This window comes from Sporocytophaga myxococcoides DSM 11118, from assembly GCF_000426725.1.
Classification (GTDB): Bacteria; Bacteroidota; Bacteroidia; order Cytophagales; family Cytophagaceae; genus Sporocytophaga; species Sporocytophaga myxococcoides.
The window spans coordinates 1,135,161-1,152,855 of the sequence record NZ_KE384560.1 but is presented as its reverse complement, the minus strand read 5'-3'; the positions used below and the strand labels follow the sequence as shown (position 1 = coordinate 1,152,855).

The 17,695-nt window shown below is 35.8% G+C and carries 16 protein-coding genes and 1 other RNA gene; 8 read left to right on the top strand and 9 right to left on the bottom strand.

What is annotated here, in order from left to right; all coding sequences use genetic code 11:
* Positions 1-5 precede the first annotated feature (5 nt).
* Positions 6-1,040 (top strand): alpha/beta hydrolase, encoded by a 1,035-nt coding sequence (locus K350_RS0123200; protein WP_028981953.1) that lies wholly within the window; start codon positions 6-8, stop codon positions 1,038-1,040.
* Here K350_RS0123200 and flxY read toward each other — a convergent pair whose 3' ends face one another.
* The 3 genes from flxY to K350_RS0123185 are packed head-to-tail and all read right to left on the bottom strand — an operon-like array spanning position 1,041 to position 4,710.
* Positions 1,041-2,345, bottom strand: coding sequence for a flexirubin biosynthesis putative acyl-CoA ligase FlxY (gene flxY / locus K350_RS0123195; RefSeq protein ID WP_028981952.1), 1,305 nt, complete (start codon positions 2,343-2,345; stop codon positions 1,041-1,043).
* Between the two features lie 12 nt (positions 2,346-2,357).
* Positions 2,358-3,056: a hypothetical protein gene (locus K350_RS0123190; protein ID WP_028981951.1), complete on the bottom strand. Its 699-nt coding sequence runs from the start codon at positions 3,054-3,056 to the stop codon at positions 2,358-2,360.
* Entirely contained in the window at positions 3,046-4,710 is a 1,665-nt protein-coding gene (locus K350_RS0123185; protein WP_037577078.1) for a C45 family peptidase, read from the bottom strand. Before K350_RS0123185 ends, K350_RS0123190 begins: the two co-directional genes overlap by 11 nt.
* Positions 4,711-5,014: 304 nt before the next feature.
* On the opposite strand from K350_RS0123185, the gene K350_RS0123180 reads away from it, so the two are divergent.
* On the top strand, positions 5,015-8,167 hold the full coding sequence (locus tag K350_RS0123180) for a T9SS type A sorting domain-containing protein (RefSeq protein WP_028981949.1): 3,153 nt from the start codon (positions 5,015-5,017) through the stop codon (positions 8,165-8,167).
* Positions 8,168-8,242: 75 nt separating this feature from the next.
* Here K350_RS0123180 and K350_RS32470 read toward each other — a convergent pair whose 3' ends face one another.
* From K350_RS32470 to K350_RS0123165, 3 genes are all read right to left on the bottom strand, one after another.
* Positions 8,243-8,401, bottom strand: a complete 159-nt coding sequence (locus K350_RS32470; protein WP_156027161.1) for a hypothetical protein — start codon at positions 8,399-8,401, stop codon at positions 8,243-8,245.
* A 40-nt stretch (positions 8,402-8,441) separates the two neighbouring features.
* On the bottom strand, positions 8,442-8,849 hold the full coding sequence (locus tag K350_RS0123170) for a response regulator (protein ID WP_028981948.1): 408 nt from the start codon (positions 8,847-8,849) through the stop codon (positions 8,442-8,444).
* 143 nt (positions 8,850-8,992) lie between these two features.
* On the bottom strand, positions 8,993-9,796 hold the full coding sequence (locus K350_RS0123165) for a DUF481 domain-containing protein (RefSeq protein WP_028981947.1): 804 nt from the start codon (positions 9,794-9,796) through the stop codon (positions 8,993-8,995).
* A 96-nt stretch (positions 9,797-9,892) separates the two neighbouring features.
* Between K350_RS0123165 and ssrA the strand changes: the two genes are divergently transcribed.
* The 4 genes from ssrA to K350_RS0123150 all read left to right on the top strand — a co-directional run bounded on the left by ssrA (position 9,893) and on the right by K350_RS0123150 (position 12,831).
* Positions 9,893-10,289, top strand: a transfer-messenger RNA (tmRNA) gene (ssrA, locus tag K350_RS32135).
* Between the two features lie 391 nt (positions 10,290-10,680).
* Positions 10,681-11,607, top strand: coding sequence for a putative phage abortive infection protein (locus K350_RS0123160; RefSeq protein ID WP_028981946.1), 927 nt, complete (start codon positions 10,681-10,683; stop codon positions 11,605-11,607).
* Positions 11,608-11,621: 14 nt separating this feature from the next.
* A complete protein-coding gene (locus tag K350_RS0123155; RefSeq protein ID WP_028981945.1) occupies positions 11,622-11,972 on the top strand; it encodes a hypothetical protein in 351 nt (116 codons plus the stop codon).
* A 148-nt stretch (positions 11,973-12,120) separates the two neighbouring features.
* Positions 12,121-12,831, top strand: coding sequence for a hypothetical protein (locus tag K350_RS0123150; protein ID WP_028981944.1), 711 nt, complete (start codon positions 12,121-12,123; stop codon positions 12,829-12,831).
* A gap of 70 nt (positions 12,832-12,901) precedes the next feature.
* Here the strand turns inward: K350_RS0123150 and efp are convergent, their stop codons facing one another.
* Complete coding sequence (efp, locus tag K350_RS0123145) at positions 12,902-13,465, bottom strand: elongation factor P (RefSeq protein WP_028981943.1); 564 nt, start codon at positions 13,463-13,465, stop codon at positions 12,902-12,904.
* A gap of 416 nt (positions 13,466-13,881) precedes the next feature.
* Here efp and K350_RS0123140 point away from each other — a divergent pair, with 416 nt between their 5' ends.
* Positions 13,882-14,277 (top strand): hypothetical protein, encoded by a 396-nt coding sequence (locus tag K350_RS0123140; protein ID WP_028981942.1) that lies wholly within the window; start codon positions 13,882-13,884, stop codon positions 14,275-14,277.
* Positions 14,278-14,284: 7 nt separating this feature from the next.
* A complete protein-coding gene (locus K350_RS30080) occupies positions 14,285-15,388 on the top strand; it encodes a monodechloroaminopyrrolnitrin synthase PrnB family protein (protein ID WP_051313548.1) in 1,104 nt (367 codons plus the stop codon).
* Positions 15,389-15,469: 81 nt separating this feature from the next.
* On the opposite strand, the gene K350_RS30075 is transcribed toward K350_RS30080, so the two are convergent.
* Positions 15,470-16,729 (bottom strand): hybrid sensor histidine kinase/response regulator, encoded by a 1,260-nt coding sequence (locus K350_RS30075; RefSeq protein WP_037576685.1) that lies wholly within the window; start codon positions 16,727-16,729, stop codon positions 15,470-15,472.
* A 141-nt stretch (positions 16,730-16,870) separates the two neighbouring features.
* On the bottom strand, positions 16,871-17,695 hold the full coding sequence (locus K350_RS0123125) for a CheR family methyltransferase (RefSeq protein WP_037577074.1): 825 nt from the start codon (positions 17,693-17,695) through the stop codon (positions 16,871-16,873).

Sequence of the window (17,695 nt, the reverse complement as noted above, 5' to 3'; positions counted from 1 at the left end):
GATCGATGAAACAGGGAAAACTTATAAGCATACTTCTGTTCTTTACATTTACAACCCTTCAATATACTTCGTTTTCCCAGACATACTTCCCTTATGATAAGTTTAACGGAACCAACCTTAAATGGGCTGAAGCCTTGCAGCTTAGCTCCTCCGATACAACCATTATCATGGTTACTGTAAGAGATAAAGTTGCCGGAAGTCAGAAGCTTTTCTCTGACAAGTCAATTCGTCCAGATCAATATACTACTTTGATCTGTCTTTGGAAAAATCCTGATTGGCACATTATGGAAGTATCATCGTTGGAAATAGCCCTACAAAAATCAGGCTGCACAAAAGAGGCAGTAACCTTCATTCATGGAGATGGAAAGGATTTTCCATTAGCTATTAACAGAGCTGCAGATATCAGGCTTCTTTTCGACATACCTGTCATTGCCTTTGATGTACCAAGCCTGCTGCCCACAAGTAACAAGATCAAAAACTTTTATAATTCCAAACACAACTATAAAGAATCTGTGAATCTGTTTGCAGAATATGTAAAAGCCTTAGAAAAGATAAAAGAACAGCAGCCAAATCTGACATTAGTAATGCACATGCACAGTTTAGGTAATTATGTTTATATGGAATCCCTTAAGAAAAATCGATTAGCTGATTGCCCTATAATATTTGAAACAATACTTATGAATGCCGCAGCAGTAAAGCAAAAGCGACATAAGCGCTGGTTGGAAAAAAGTCATATCCAGAAAAACATTTATATAACTTATAATAAAAAGGATCATACACTAAACGGAGCCCATTTCATTACATTCAGAAAGCAGTTAGGAGAACGTCCGAAGAAGCCATTAGCAAGTAATGGCCATTATATAAACTTTCAAAACATTGCGCATAAGGAGCACAATTATTATCGTAATACAAAGTTATTCAGGACCCACCCGAGTCTAAAGAAATTTTATATGGACATTCTTCACGGACAACTTATACCGCTTGAAGATTCGTCCAGATTTTCCAAAAGGGAAGATGGTAAAGGTTTTGATATCCGATGATCAGGATAATACTGTATTTCTTTTGTCAAAAAATTTAATTGCCTTCCTGCTTATTTCAGGGAATTGCAGAGACTGGATCTCTTTCGGATCTTCAAACCTGATCATTGGAGCAACTCTCAACTTTGCTCTGAAATGGTCTTTTATCTCCTTTTCAAGATTTTCAAGTACTTCAAAACATCCTATTCTGATTAAGATTTCATCAGTGCCTATTTCGTTGGTAAAGACTTCAACAATGTAGTTTTTAATCATAGGCATTGTATCAAGTATATCATACAAAGCAGGAGGATAAAGACTTGTTCCTTTGTATTTGATCATTTGATTTTTACGGCCCAATATTGGCCCAAGACGCATACTGGTTCTTCCGCATTCACATTTCTCATAGTTAGCTGTACAAATATCCCCGGTCTTAAATCTAAGGAGAGGCATGCCTTCTACGCCAAGTGTTGTAATGGTTACTTCACCAGGCTCACCTTCTTTTACAAGAACATTATTATCATCCAGAAACTCAACGATGATTAATTCAGGATGATGATGTCCTCCCTGAGAAGCTCCGCATTCAGTAAAGGCTGTAACCATTTCAGTGGAAGCATAGGTAGAGAATAATTTAATACCCCATTTGTCCTGTATTTTTTGGCCTAATGTATTCAGCGAAAAATCCGGATTTCTTACAGATTCTCCTATACAAATAGCCTTTTGTACAGAACTGGATTTATAATCAATATTGTTAGCTTCAGCATATTCAATCAACTTAATAATAAAAGAAGGAACAGCCACCAGCACTGTAGGGTTTATTCTTTGGATAGTATCCCATTGAAGTTCCGGTATACCTGAACCCACTCTTACAAGCCCCGCCCCAAGCTTTCTTGCACCGAGAAAATATGCAAGGCCAGCCATAAATCTCCTGTCAATGGTAGTTGTAAGCTGAAAGATATCATCGGGACCACATTCTGCACACAGGAATGAAATGGCTTCATTATAGCCAAGACGGTCCAAATCGCCATCCGTAAGAGCAAATGTTACAGGATCACCGAGTGTTCCGGAAGTAGTAACATAATCAACTATTTTATTTTTGGGAACACACAAAAAGTCAAAATTTCTTGAATAAAGATCATACTTAGAAGATACCGGTACTTTTGTAAGGTCTTCCAATGTGTTAATATCAGATCTTTGAATCTTATTTTTTTCAAACAATTCTTTGTAGAAAGGAGAAAAAGCCAGAAGATAGTCCAATAACTCTCCCAGCTTTTTTTCCTGAAACCTTTTAACCTGCTCTTTATCCTTAAATTCTATTCCGGGCGCCTGCATGCTAATTGGTTATTATTTATTTAAAAGTTGTAATTGATTGTAACGCTCTACAGCCTTTCTGCTACTATTTTCTCTTACGACCTTCTTAAGAACTATATTTCCTACCTGGCAAATCAGGAAAGAGCCAATGCCAGCAACGGCTAGAGGTGCTGCTAAAGGATCTTGAGGAGTTCCATAGGTAGCAGCATCGTTAATTTCAGCGAGACCAACTAAACCAACAGTACCCAGAGGGAATGACAATCCAAATAATACCCAGCTTCCAATGTTCGCAGCTTTTGCAGTGGTAATATGGTCCCTTATTTCTCTATCATTTGTTGAAAGCAATAAAGGACTCAGTCTTTTCGAAGAATAATACCTGCCATTATAATAATACAACCCTCTACCTCTGGTTTCAATAAGCATAGGACCTGTAGGTTCTTCTTTCTCCTCCACTGGTGCCGCGGTTACAGGCTCAGCTATGATCGGATTATCAAAAACAATCTTTGCTCCGTTTTCAAATTTTACCATGAAAACAAGTCTTTTATCTATACTGTTGATAATAGAATCATTTACATTGTTTTTGAAAAAGATTTTGTCTTCTTTTATTTCCAATACTTTACCATAAATTTCTTCTCCTCCTCTTTTCAAAATCAGGTCTTGTGAGAAAGAAACTGTCACAGCAAAAAATAGAATGCATAAAGCAAAAAATGATTTAATAAAATTAGTTTTCATATAAAGTACTTAATAGTTTTTCAATTTTATTCTTTTCAATTAAAGTAGGTATTTCCTTTTTCAGAGCCTCCTTGTACATGGCAGAAGCTTCATCTCTTTTCCCAAGATATTTATAGCAATCACCGGCTATCCAATGTGCTTCATAACTTTCCGGATTGCATTTTACAATTTTTACAATTGAGTCCTCAGCAACAGTAGATTCCTTGCTAATCTGCTTTTTCAGAAATTGCTTTAATCTCTTATATGATTCATAATTTCTAAATTCCTGAGTAGAAATAAAAGGATCGGCAGGAATTACTAATGATTTTTCATAAATGGCAGTGTCCTTATCAAGACCTTTCAATTGGAATATTTTATTGAGATCGTAAGCAACATAAGCCCCTAATACATAGGGCTTGGAAGATACCCATACCTGTCTCAATGCAGGTTTAAATATTACCGAATGATGAGCGATAAGCTGATTCATGGCTCTTTCATTGCCATACCCCAGTTCTTTATCATTTAATCCATTTTTGTCTCTTAAAATCTGGGCTGTTTCCGTTACTCCAATCTTAGGATATTTGCCAATAAGCTGATTCATTCTTTCATATCTGTAAAGAGAAGAGCTTTCTTTTTTATTTTGAATGTTCAGAGGATCATTGGCATAAACTTCACTTTGGTAGTGATTTGAACAAACAATGTAATTCTGATTTGATTTGAAAAGCCCTTGCTTGTTAGGCGATTTTTCTATGATTGCAGCTTTGTTTTCATTTGCAGAACCGACTAATATAGATTCAGACACAAAGGTTTTTCTTTGTGAGGCAATCTTATTTGCTTCATCAATAGTAGAAGCATATTGCAATATTTCTCTTGCCACCAAGGATATAGGCGTTGCAGATCCAAGCGGAGGATCGGACTTAGCTGCGTTAATAGTCACAGTAAGACCTTTTTCATTCATTCCGGATAGAACCCCAGTCATACCTCCCCAGGTAACCATCATAAATTTAAACCCGCTGTCTGGAGCGATAAAGGCTACAATTTTATCCTGAGCAAATTCATCTCCTACGTAAAAGTCGAAATTTCTTCCCACCACAAGACCTCCATCTTCGCTTTTAGCATCCCAGGCAGCAAATGAGGTACATCCTACAAGGTTTTTATCCTGCAAAGCATGCCCGATATCGTGAGCCGCATGGTAATTTAGTAATCGCTGATATGGAGTACCAATGGCACCATAGTTCCCAGAGGCAGAAAATGAGACGCCGGAAATTTCCTGTTTATATTCAAGAGGAATATTTTCATCCAGATTTCTATTGAACCAACCAATGAGGTATTTTAAAAAGCCGCGATAGGTTTTATTGGGAACCAGTTCTGTTATTTGGCCAACAAAAATATCTTCCTGTCTTTTAACAAGTTCACTACTTAATTTACCATTGATAATGCCTCTGTCGTATGGGGCACCCTCAACATACATTTCATAGATACCAAACTCATTCTTCTTAAACCAGTTATTGCCAATTCTATAAAAGCCCTTGGAGACCTCTTCTCTTGGGAGAGATTGTGCATTTGTATTTGGAGGTACCGGAGGATAAGCAAGTGCAACAGAGATAAACCAGATTATCAGAAATAAAAAAATTGCAATAATACCGGTAAAAACATATCTTTTTTTGATGCTCATGAATTTTTCAAATTTCACCCTTGATTACAAATTTGGCAGGAATAAAATTCACTGCAAAATAAAATGACAGGACTAATTTTAAAGTGCTGAAAACAAAACGTTAAATTTAAAATTTAATTATACACACTACCAATTTAGTATTATTTCAAGAATTCATAGAAAAATTACCCCCTGACGGGCTTTTTTCATAAAAATCATAAATGTATATTTACAGAAAAGGTTACATAATTCAACTTTTTCATATTAATACGGACTATTAAAATACATCTAAAAGTAAATTCTATCAATCTGAAAACACAATAATATGAAACATTTTATACGAGCATTAATTTTTCTCTCGTTAGGCCTTCCCCAGATATCGAAGGCTCAAAACCTGCAGATATCGGGCGGAAATAACTTTTCTGCTGCGGTTTGTGATAACCAAGTGGTTTATACATGGGGAGCTAATACTGCAGGGCAGTTAGGTGTTGACAAAGACGGAAATCCATATTCAGGTTCATCGAATGTACCAGTTCCGGTTTGGTACGACGAAGTTACCAAAACAACAAGTTCTGACTTCACAGCAATTCGACAAATTGATGCAGGATCCGGAGCACACGTTATCGGATTGGATTGTGATAAATTTGTTTGGACATGGGGAAATAATAACTGCGGCCAGCTCGGAAGCAATGCCGCTCTGGCAAATCCTTCAGCTACCTGTGCCACGTTAAGTGCGGCTGGACCAAAGCCTATGAAAGTTGTAAAAGGGGCTCAATCTGTCGCAGGAGGAGATCCTACTTACCTTTCTAAAATTATTTATGTATCTGGCGGAAACAATACCTCATTTGCAATTGAAGAAGGAACTGGAAAAGTATTATCATGGGGGGAAAATGATGCAGGACAGCTTGGTCACGGTGCTGCAGGTGTCGGAAGTTCTACTCCTAAATATGTTTTAAAATCAGCTGGTGTTCCCCTTACTGACATTATTCAAATTGAAGGGGGGGATAATTGTACTTACGCTCTGGACAAAGCTGGAAACGTGTGGTCATGGGGAGAAAATAGTGGAGGCGAACTTGGTCGATTTACAAGTGGAGCTGACGACCCTTATGCAGGACGAGTAGAGTTAGATCTAAATTTTGATGGCACTAGGGATACTCCAATTAGTTATTTGACAGGAGTAAAACAGATTTCAGGTGGAGATACTCACGGCTTAGCTTTGGGTGCAGGTGGAACTGTATATGCTTTTGGAGGAGACTGGGGACCAGGTCAAAGGGGAGCAGGTGGAGGATATCAATACCAACCATTTGCCTATCAGGTAGTTGAACCAGGACCCGTTGTAGTAGATGCATACAAAACAGGGCCATATATTACTGGGGCAATTTATATTGCTGCTGGTCAGGCTTCTTCTGCTGTAGTAATGTCAGACAGCACAGTTGTTACATTTGGAGCTAATGGTTTATTTAATTGTCCTGATCCAAACGCTTCTGATAACGATATTTACACTTCACAGTCTGGAACTTTAGGAAACGGTAGGCCTGCCAATGCCGCTTGTGCTGTCTTTACCCGTAATGATGCGACCAATTCACCACAAGGAACAGTAGTCCCTGATTATGTTTTGACCGGCCCAGGAGTTAAATTGAAGGGTATCTCAACTGTATCAGACGGAGATGCTTGGTTTTATGCAACCGATTCAAAGGGAAACGCTTATACTTGGGGATTTAACAGAAATGGCGAATTAGGAAAAGGTGACAATAGTGATCGCACTTATGCAACACCTTTTAACCTTCCCAACAACTGTTCTTTTGCAGATCCTTGTCCTGGACAACCGGATTTAAGAGCCAGTTATAAATCTTGTCCAAATTTCTCAGAGAAACTGAATTCTCAAGTAAAACCTGTTGTATCAACATGGACTTATACCTGGTATTCCAGACCAAAAACAGGAGGAGCATGGACTCAAATTCTTGGCGCAAACAAGGATACTCTTACGGTGAATAAAATCAATACAGAATATAAAGTAACTGTTAAAGATTCAAGATCATTTGTATCGTTTCTTTGTGCGCAGTGTCCTGCTGTAAGTGATAGCTTAATTATAGATGAAACACCTAACCCATATGTAGGAACAGGCTGTGTTGACGCTACACATCAATTGGCAGGCTTCACTATGACAACTCCTACTACTTCAAAGTTTGTTTGGTATTCCAAACCAACAGGAGGATCACCTCTTCCAAATGCAGGACCAGATGATACTTTAAGTATAGGAGTAAAATTTAATCAGACAGATACTCTTTCTAAAATCAATGGATGTGCAAGAGGACTTTGGGCGGTAGATACAACTTCTTATCCTGCCGCTCTGAGACAAGCTAAACCTTGCACAGGAACCAAACAATATAATGCAGCTGCATATCCTCTAAAAATAGAAGTTACTAAAAAATTAATTGTTAATGAAATTAGCTTCTATCAGGCTGAAGATGGGACAAATGCTCACACCTATACAATAGAGATCCTGAATAATAATGCAACAGGGGGATGGAATTGCGGTGGATGCACTCCTTCGAATACCAAATCTGGAGAACCTGGCGCAACGGTACTAGGATCAGGAACAGCCGGTCCATATACATATTCTGTTGCAGGAGGTGAAATACTTAGAACAGTATCAATGAACGTGACGCTAAATCCTGGCATCTACTGGATAAGACTTTCAGGTGGGCCTGCAACGCAATTTAACTGTACCAAGGCTGTAAACTCTTCAGGTGCAGTGCCTATCTGGTCTGCAATTGAAAATTCCGTAACCAAACCAGGAATGAAAGCCATATTTGCATTAGATAATAACAATGCAAATGGAGCAGGTAATGTATTTAACATCAAATTTGACGTAGGTACTGGCTACGATTGCGATAGAATCTGGGTATGTGCCACTGGGGTTTGTGTATTACCTGTACAATACCTATATTTTACTGGCAAAAAAGATAACGACATCGTTGAACTTAACTGGTCTACTGCAAACGAGAAAGATGCTTCTCACTTTGAAATAGAAAGATCTATTGATGGTGTGAATTTTGAAAAAATCGGCTCTGTGTCAGCTTCGGGTAATAGCACCAATGTGGTTGAATATTCATTCGTAGATGTTCGTCCTTTGTCCGGTAATGCATACTACAGACTGAAACAAGTTGATTTTAATGGTCAATCGGAGTACAGCAAAATCATTTCGATGGGTACTGAAAAAACTGTTTATCAGGTTCAGGTTATACCAAACCCTAACAATGGTTCATTTAATGTAGTTGTTCAGGGCGCACCAAAAGAAGCTTACGAAATCTCTGTATTAGATGCTCTTGGACATCCTATTTATTCAACATCAGGAAAATCTGAAAATATTAATTTCACTCAGAATGTAAATATTCAGAATCTAGCTTCAGGAGTTTACTATGTGAGAGTTATAACAGGAGAATCCAGTACTGTAAAACAAATCATTAAAGAGTAAAACCTTTAATGATTAAATAAAAAAAAGATGCTGCTCAAACGGGCAGCATCTTTTTTTTGCATGAAATAAAACTTATCACTCCTTCGCCTTTTCCTTATTGGGCATCCCATGTTTTTTATTTGGCACAGTCTGCTCCTCAAAAGGCTCCTCAAGTGGATACATCCTCTGAGGCGGCTCCGGAGTTACTATCTCATTAATTAATTTTCTTTTCTCCTCGTTTTTATCTACTCCCATTTTATTATATGAATAATGTTAAGCCTCTTCTCTCTGTCTATCACTCTTCCAGTACGAAATACTTTTGTACTATATCATTAATTTTATCGGCATTTAATGGTTTTACAAGAAATTCGGAAACACCTGCATCTCGAAGTTCAACCTTTTCAGCATCAGGAAGCTCTGTCGCACTTAATACGACAATAACACTCTCCTTTTGCCTTGGTATTTTATGATACCTCTCAACAAATTCCCGTCCGTCTATTAATGGCATGTTAATATCAAGCAAAATCAGATCGGGACATGCCCCTAAGTCGTCGGTACATTGGTACTTAATATAATCAAGACCTTTTTTCCCATCATATGCAGTAGTTACCATTGAAGTAACTCCCATTCCGTTCAGGACCTTTTCAGTAATAAAATTACTTACCCGATCATCATCTACTAATAAAACACAATTCATTTTCATATGTTACCAATGCCTTTAAATGTCTAATATCCGAACATGATATTTAAAGACTGGGTTCAGCTTTAGGAAGGGGAAAAACCTAAAAATTAAGGGAACTTTTAAGATACTCTAATAAACTCCAAGTTGTTTTACCCATCATCCATTTAAAATTTTACTACAATGGACATATTATAAGAATAAACAAATTTATTACCTGTAATAAGAGGTAGAGCATCATAAGTTCCAACAAACTGGTTGTTTAATGAAAAGTACTTATTGATGTTTATCATCACCTGAAAATCAGTTATTACCCTTGGTTTAAAAAAATTAGTAAATCTAGCCTGATAATAAGTTACCATGAATACATTTATGTTTTTAGATACATCACCTCGAAAAGAAATGTTGGTAGTATTTTTAAAAAAGTAAGTTTCAGCCTTTGTACTATCGGTTCCAGATTCAAACCTCAAAACATTTCCCCTCCAGATTTCATGCTCATACATGCCTCCTGAATTTATGCTAAATGAAAATTTAGGTGTGGATTTTATTCTGAACCTGAGGCTTGCGCCATATAATTCCCTTATTTGTAATCCTCTACCAAGGTCGTATTGCAATTGAAGAAAAGGTTCATAAGATAATCTATGAGTCCTGAACAAGTTCACTCTCCAATGTGTATACCCCTCACTTATAACCCTTTGTTGAGTAGTCTTGATAAGTTTTCCATAATTGATATTGAGATAGCCGTGTTTCTCCGATAAGTAAACAAGACTAGAGTTTAAATTGACTGAAGTAACCTGATTTTGTTGTTTTTTTGTAGAAAAGCCGATACCGACGTTTCCTGTCCAGTAATTTGCCGTATCTTTCTCAATACGAAACCTTTCGATGTTCAGAATTTGTCCAAAAGATGAGGGAACAAAACATGCGACTGAAATTGTTACTAACAATGGAAGAAATAAGTAAGAGTATTTCATTAAAAGGTTAAGATAAATAATTTGCAATTTTTATATTTGCAGGGGCAAAAACAAAGGTTTTTGTTAATTGTTCTTGATAAAAGTTCATTGACTTATGGGGCCGACCGGATTTGACAGGTTGAGTAATAACGTGTATAAGCATGCAGGCTCATGGGATGAGAGCCTTGAAAGATAGTTCCGAACAATATCTGGCGAAGAATCTTACGCCATGGCTGCTTAATCTGACTGAATGTTAGATTAGCTCATCCCGATATTAGATTATCAGGAAGCCATCACTCCTCAGTTCTTTCGTTCCGCGGGAACTGAATACGGAGTGTCGAACAGTGGAACTAGTCAGAGTGATGTTGTTAAGCTTTGGCGAAATCTAAACAACTAAGGTAAAATTTGGCTGCTGCCTGCCTGGTTTTACCCGACAATTAAAGTCAGCTAAGCATGTAGAAGGCTCGATTATTAGCTTCTCTGGACCAGGGTTCGACTCCCTGCGGCTCCACTCTTTATGATGATAATTTAGTAAAAATAAATTATCATCATTTTTTTTACCTATTGCACTTATTTGTCAGATTTTGATTGCTCGAATAATATTATAGAATAATTAGCTTTACCTCAACAAAGAATCAACCTGGAGATAAAACCTAGGTCTCTTAATTCTGTAATTCTACCTCAATTTATAATTAGCCAAACTGTCATAAGCTTATCCTTTTAAGGATCTAAAAACATAATATTCCTTTGAGCTGATATCAGCAGGTCCACTAAATTTTCACTTCTTTATTTTCTATCAAATGCAAATAGCTTGTGTAGAGATCTATTTTTGATGTACAAATAAACTTCCTTACATTGAGAGGGATTAGACTTTTTCATTAACATTTTATCTTTTTACTATTACTATGGAGAACATAAAAAGAAATAGCTGGGAAAATGCCGCATTTATTCTGTGTTTTATTGGCTTGGGTCTAGGCTTACTTATACTGTTACTTGCATTTAGTAACAACCTATTCAAATCAAACACAACGTTTGATCATACTGTTTTCTCTAGCATTGGAAGTTATGTTGGAGGTGTTGCAGGAAGTTTGTTTGGTGGCGCTACATTTATCCTCGTTTACTTAGCTTATAAAGCTCAGAAGGAAGAATTACAAAAGACTGAAGAGGCATTGAGATTACAAGTCTTAGAATCTAAAGAGCAAAACAAAACGTTAACTGTACAACGTTTTGAAAATACTTTCTTTAGTTTATTAAGTCTTCATCACCGCATTATTGAAGGTTTTGAAACCATAGGTTATGGAATGGGCAACGGAATCGGAAATCCTCCCACTCTTAAAGGTAGAGCTTCGATAAAATATCATTATGAAATTTTAGTAAAAAACTTTAATGACATTGATACTTTGCATGATCTAGAAATCAGCTATAATAGATACTATAAAGAAGTTCAAACTGATTTTAGTCATTATTTTAGAAATTTATATAGAATCATAAAACTGGTACATGAAACTGAATTTATCTCAGCAAACGATTTACCAAAAGGATTTAGTAAGGCCAAATACGAGGAAGAAAATTACAAGGTAAGATATAGCTACACATCTATTATCAGATCCCAATTATCCGATTATGAATTGCTATGGTTGTTTTATAATTGTTTATCTCATAATGGGAACACAAAATTTAAGCCTTTGATTGAACATTATTCTTTATTAAAAAACCTGCCTAAAAATTTACTGCATAATGAAACAATCTGGAAGGAGTATTTAATTCATGCTTTTGATCAAAAGTCTGCTAGACGTAGCTTTGATAAACCAGAACTGATAAACGCGCAATAACATATAATAAAAGATTGGGCTTAACTTTCCCTACACTATCTCTCAGAAGAATTCAAAATAGAATAAATCAAAATATAAATGAAGCAAATAATGAAGTCATTGAAGAAGTCTCTGATGAATTCGGATTGAAAATCGAATCAAATCTATCTTTAATAGATGCAGAAAAACTAATCGAATATACGTCTGAGTCTAATATAAGAACTGAAGTGACTCTTACAGTTCGTGAATCATTAATAGGCATCTGTGATCTTTTAAAGATGAAGCAATCCATACTCAAATCTATGAAGACGAGACTCGCGGATATATACTATAAACTTTTAGAGGTATTACATTCGACAGCAGAAGACAAAGAGAAGGTAGCATAATCCTTTTTTTGATATAATTCATTCCAATTATATTATAGATAATACACCTGACTGTATTTTCAATACTTATTTACTATTAAAAAAATCTTAATTAATTTTGAACGAGGCATCTAAAAATTTTAATTTAGATGATAGAACAAAAAGTAAGATGAGAAAAAGTATTTTTATTCTGTTATTGCTAGTTAGTGCATTAAATCTAACAACTAAAGGTCAAGTAAATATACTGGAACAGAATTTTGATGACCTGGCGCTGGAAGCCTTCAACTCCCCTTCCAACATGACCATTTGGTCAAAAGGTGGCACCTGGAATTATGTAACAAACGAAAATTTTAATGGCTCCAAGCATCTAAAATTTATGAATCAGTTTGACAGAAACTGGTACTTTATAGTATCAGAGCCTATTAACACTGTTGCCTATGATAGCCTGATAATTACTTTTGATATTCTTGGCAATAACAATCTGACGTATTTTATTTCAGAAGAAAATAAAGATGGAAGCTTTGGAAATCATTATAACCTGAACGATAGCACGAAATCAAACATTTTAAAAAAGGGTAAAGTAAGTAGTTCTACTTCAAAATTTTATGCGGTGGTTTATCCTTCAAAAGGAGTATATCGCTATCAGATAAGCTTCGTCGAAACTCCCGATCTTTCTATTCTCGAGCTTGATAACATTTTAATTTCATCTTCAGAATCTGTTGTAGCGGGAATTGCAAATACTAAACTGGAAAAATCTGGCGAAATACATTCCGTTTATTCTCTGGATGGTAAAAAGCTGGAGATGGCCGATCTTAAAGAAGGCTATATTTATATCTTTAGATACAAAAGCGGTAAAACGATAAAGACTAACTGGAATTAAAAGAAGCAATAAAAAGAAAAAGCCACTCATAAGACTCTGAGTGGCTTTTTTAAAATGCCATATTAAGTAGTTACTTTACTCTTTCAACGTACTCCCCTGTCTCTGCATTAACTTTTATTCTTTCTCCAGCCTCCACAAACAGAGGAACCTGAACGGTAGCCCCAGTTTCAACAGTGGCAGGTTTTAAAGCTCTTGTTGACGTATCTCCTTTTAATCCTGGTTCTGTATAAGTCACTTCCAGTTCAACGTGTGTTGGAGGCTCAGCATAAACAGGAATATCATTGTCATCAAACTTTACAAGAACAATGGTATTCTCTTTTAAAAACTTAAGAGATTCACCAAACAGTACCATTGGAACTGGTAGTTGTTCAAATGTCTCAGGATGCATGCAGATAAGGGAATCACCTTCCTGATACAGATATTGCAATTCGCGGGTTTCCACTCTTACCAGCTCAATTTTTTCTCCTGAGCGGAATCTGATTTCACTTTGTTTACCGGTTTTGACATTGCGACTTTTCACAGTATAGATCGCATTACCTTTTCCGGGTGTAATGTGAGTATAATCTGTAACCATCACCAACTCACCATTATATCTCAAAAATGCGCCTTTGGAAATATCCGAAGTAGTAGCCATATTTTTTTATTTTTAGTTAAAGCAAATTCAAAGCTACGACCATAGATCCAATCAACAAAAAATCTTTTAAACTATGTTGTCTTTGCCTTTACAAATTCCCCTGCAAAAGGACTTTAAAGCACGGTTTGATGTTAAAAACACGTTAAATTTTAATTTTCCAATATTTTAAAACACTTATGTTCAAACACACAATTGCCTGATTGTCAAAAAATTTCATAAAAAGTATTTTTTCAATAAATGGTATAAAGAAATAAAAAAGCCTAAAACTATACTTCAATAGATAAAAATAAGTTTCAATTAGACGAAACTTACATTATCTTGGAACCGTAAAATTATTCAATTTGAATACAAAACATCAATAATTGTACTTTTCAAATAAAGATAATTTATATTTTCAACTCAAAGAGTATCAAAAAATGGTTACAACAAAAGTATTTCAGGAAGCTTACTGTGAAGTTTTAGAGGGTTCAAATGGCATTATCTATGCGAGATGGAATGGATTCTTAAAGCCGGAACAAGTTAAAAATGGCTGTGCAAAAATTACAGAACATGCTAAAAACAATAAGATTACAGTTCACTTGAGTGACCACAGGAATCTAAAAGTTCTTTCAAAAGAGGTTCAGGAATATCTTGCAAAAGAGTGGTTTCCTGAAGTAGAAAAGATCGGCATGAAAAAAATCGCGGCACTGGTAGCCCCTGATTTGTTTGCAAAAGCAACTGTTGATAAGGTAAACAAAGATGCCCATGTCGGAAATCTTGTAATCAGAACTTTTGAAAGTGAAGATGAATGTATTAAATGGCTTTTAAGCTGATAAAACAATGACCCTGGAAACATTAAAATATCCCTTACTATCCGAAGGAAATAAGTGGAAAAAGATTAGTCAGGAAATTGACAAACTTGATCCGATACAAATTGATCGTTTGGTTCCTTTCATTCATAAGCTCAACAGAGAAAAGAATGTACAGGCTCTGGCCGAAATTTTATACAAACATTTACCTTACCCGGAAAGGCTTGAAAGATTCACTTACAATGAATCGATTGCCTGCATGAGGGACATTGGAATATTTCTAGGGTCATTAAAAAAACATGGTACAGAACCAGTTGAAATAATACCTGAACTGGACTATGTATTGGATGTTTTAAGTGACAAAACCAATTTGCCTCCAAGAGACACGCTTTTTCATTATACAATATGGAACCCCTCTGGTCTGCGGATCAGGACGTATACAGGTCTTAGCGATGAGATACATCTTATAGAAAGTGTTAAGATGTCAATGTTTCCATTGATAGATGCTATCTATAATTTAATAGAATTACATCAAACACCTTTGAACAGCCCGGTGTTTGAAGAGCTTTGCAATATAGCAGAAGAAAACCTTTCAGGAATGATCAATGGGATTGTTTATGCAAAGCGTAATGTTTCTCCTGCTGTTTTTGCTAATGAGTTAAGATTTTATTTTGATCCGATTTCTTTATATAGAAGAGAATTTATAGGTCCGGGAGCTGTTGAAATGCCGCTCTTCGTATTTGACCATCTCCTTTGGAGTTCTGAAACTGATGATGAAGAATATGTTAAGTTCAAAGTGACATACCTTCCATTTAATCAACCGGATATCAGAGATATTTATTATAACTACGATAACCAGCCTTCTCTGGCGTCAAAAGCCATTGAAGCACTGAAGCAAAATCCTTCATATTGCTCTCAAACTTCAAAATCTGCAAGAGCTTTACTTTCTCTGTGCAATAGATTAAAAAGCTTTAGGATGCCTCATAAAAAACTAGCGGAGGAATCTTATGCACAGCAAAAAGACAGAAGTCATGGAAGCGGCGGATATTCTACTGATATCCTAAGTCACATCATATCACTGAACCTGAAAACCATTGCTAATATTGAACAGGCGATCACCCGATATGGAAGATAATAAAAAATAAATATTATATATTTCACAACCAGCGTATGAAAAAACCACCCGGACTCTTTGTTCTTCGGGTGGTTTATTTTTTTACTTTACAAGATTTTCATATTCCAGAGGAAACAGAATTTTAAACTCACTTCCCTTTCCCTTTTCACTTTTCACTTCTATACAAGCATCATATCTTTCAAGCATTTTTTTAAGATTATAAAGTCCGAGACCTGTACCTTCTGCTTCTTCATCATTATGAAGTCTGCTGAAAACTTTGAACAATTTGGATTGCTCTTCTTCAGTCATGCCCACCCCGTTATCTCTTACAGTCAAAATTTTATAATTTTCTGTAATCAGAAAATTGATTTTAATTGAAGGTAGCCTATCCGGATGCTTATACTTGATTGAATTTGAAATAAGGTTAAAGAGAATGCTCTTAAAACAAGTTCTGTTAAAATTAAAATCCATTGTGTTATCAATATCCGAACTGATTGTAGCATTATGGGCTTTGATTAATTCAGAAATACTAATCTTCACTTCCTCCAGCACTTCGCAACAATTGACAGGTTCAATGGATCCATTGTCTAACTGCTGACTTCGGATAATACTTATCAAACCATCTATTGTATCACGCATTTGACCTGTCGACAAGTCAATCATATCTATAATATTGAAACAACTAAGACCATCGATATCCATTTCTTCTCTTAAGGCAGTAACCAGTCCTTCAAGATTGGCAACAGGCAGCTTAAGGTCATGAGAGGCTATGTAAACAAACTGATCAAGGTCTTTATTCACCGCAAGCAACTTTTCATTGTACTTTTTCAATTGTTCTTCAGCAAGCATCCTTTTATTGATTTCAACCTTTAATTCTTCGTTACTTTGTCTTAAATCAACTGTTCTTAGCTGAACTATTTCCTCCAGGTTTTTGTAATCCCTCTCTAACATTTTCTGCTGAAGGTAAATAGAAATAAAAGAATTTACTTTAGACTTTGTAATAAAAGGGTCTAGTGGTTTAAATAAATAGTCTACCGCTCCTTTACTATAGCCTTCTGCAACATATTTGCTTTCATGAGTAAGTGCTGTGACAAAAATGATAGGTATGCTCTGGGTTGTTTTCTTCTGTTTTAAAATAGTAGCCACTTCATAACCATCCATACCGGGCATCTGCACATCCATCATTATAAGAGCCAGGTCTGTTTTGTAGGCAATTTTCAAGGCTTCATTTCCCGAAGTTGCTCTCAGGAAATTAATACTTACCCCCTCCTGAATAAGCAGATTTTCAAGGCTGTAGATGTTTTCATCTCGGTCATCTACAATAAGTATATTAACAGGTATTTCATTATTATCTAGACTCATCTTAGGATGCAGTAAAAATTAAATGATCAATTAGGAACCTTTTGAAATTATTCTATTTCTAAAACTGAATTAAGATTCTGGAAAAAACTTAATCACAACTATGTCATTACAATATTGTTCTAAATGCAGTTCAACTTATGGTTAATTAATTCTTCTATATATTTTCTCTTTCTGATCTATTACCTGGAAATATTTTTCAATCTTGCTGAACCTAAGAGATTCCTTGTTACCCAGAGCGAGGAATCCGAAAACTGGCAGGCTGTCCATGAATAATTCCAATACCTTTTCCTGTAATTCTTTTTGAAAATATATCAGCACATTGCGGCATAAAATCAGATTAAATTCGTTAAATGATCCGTCGTGTACTAGATTATGAATTGAAAACAGAAAATTTTTACTGAGTTCTGAATCCATGATGGCTCTATTATATCGCGCGTGATAGTAGTCTGACAGTGAAAATAAGCCCCCTGCCTCAAGATAATTTCTTGAATATTCTTTCATACAGGATATAGGATAAATTCCCTCCTTAGCAGTCTGCAATACTTTACCATTAATATCTGTAGCATAGATTCTTGATTTAGTCAAGACAGATTCTTCTTTTAAAAGCATTGCAAGCGAATATGTCTCTTCACCTGTTGAGCAACCTGCGTCCCACACTCTAACATAAGGATATGTCTTTAGATAAGGTACCACATTTTTTCTAAGAGAAAGATAAAACGAAGGATCTCTGAACATCTCTGTTACATTCACTGTAACCTCTTCCAAAAAAGATTCAAAATATCCAGTATCTGCAAGTATTCTGAATTTCAATTCACTCACAGTTTCCAGATTTTTATTAATCATAAATCTGCTAATGCGTCTGTTCATTGAAGCTCTGGAGTATCCCGAAAAATCATAGCTATAACGTCCCATAATAGCCATGAGCAGGTCCTGATACGCTTCATCATCTATTTCTATATATCCCAT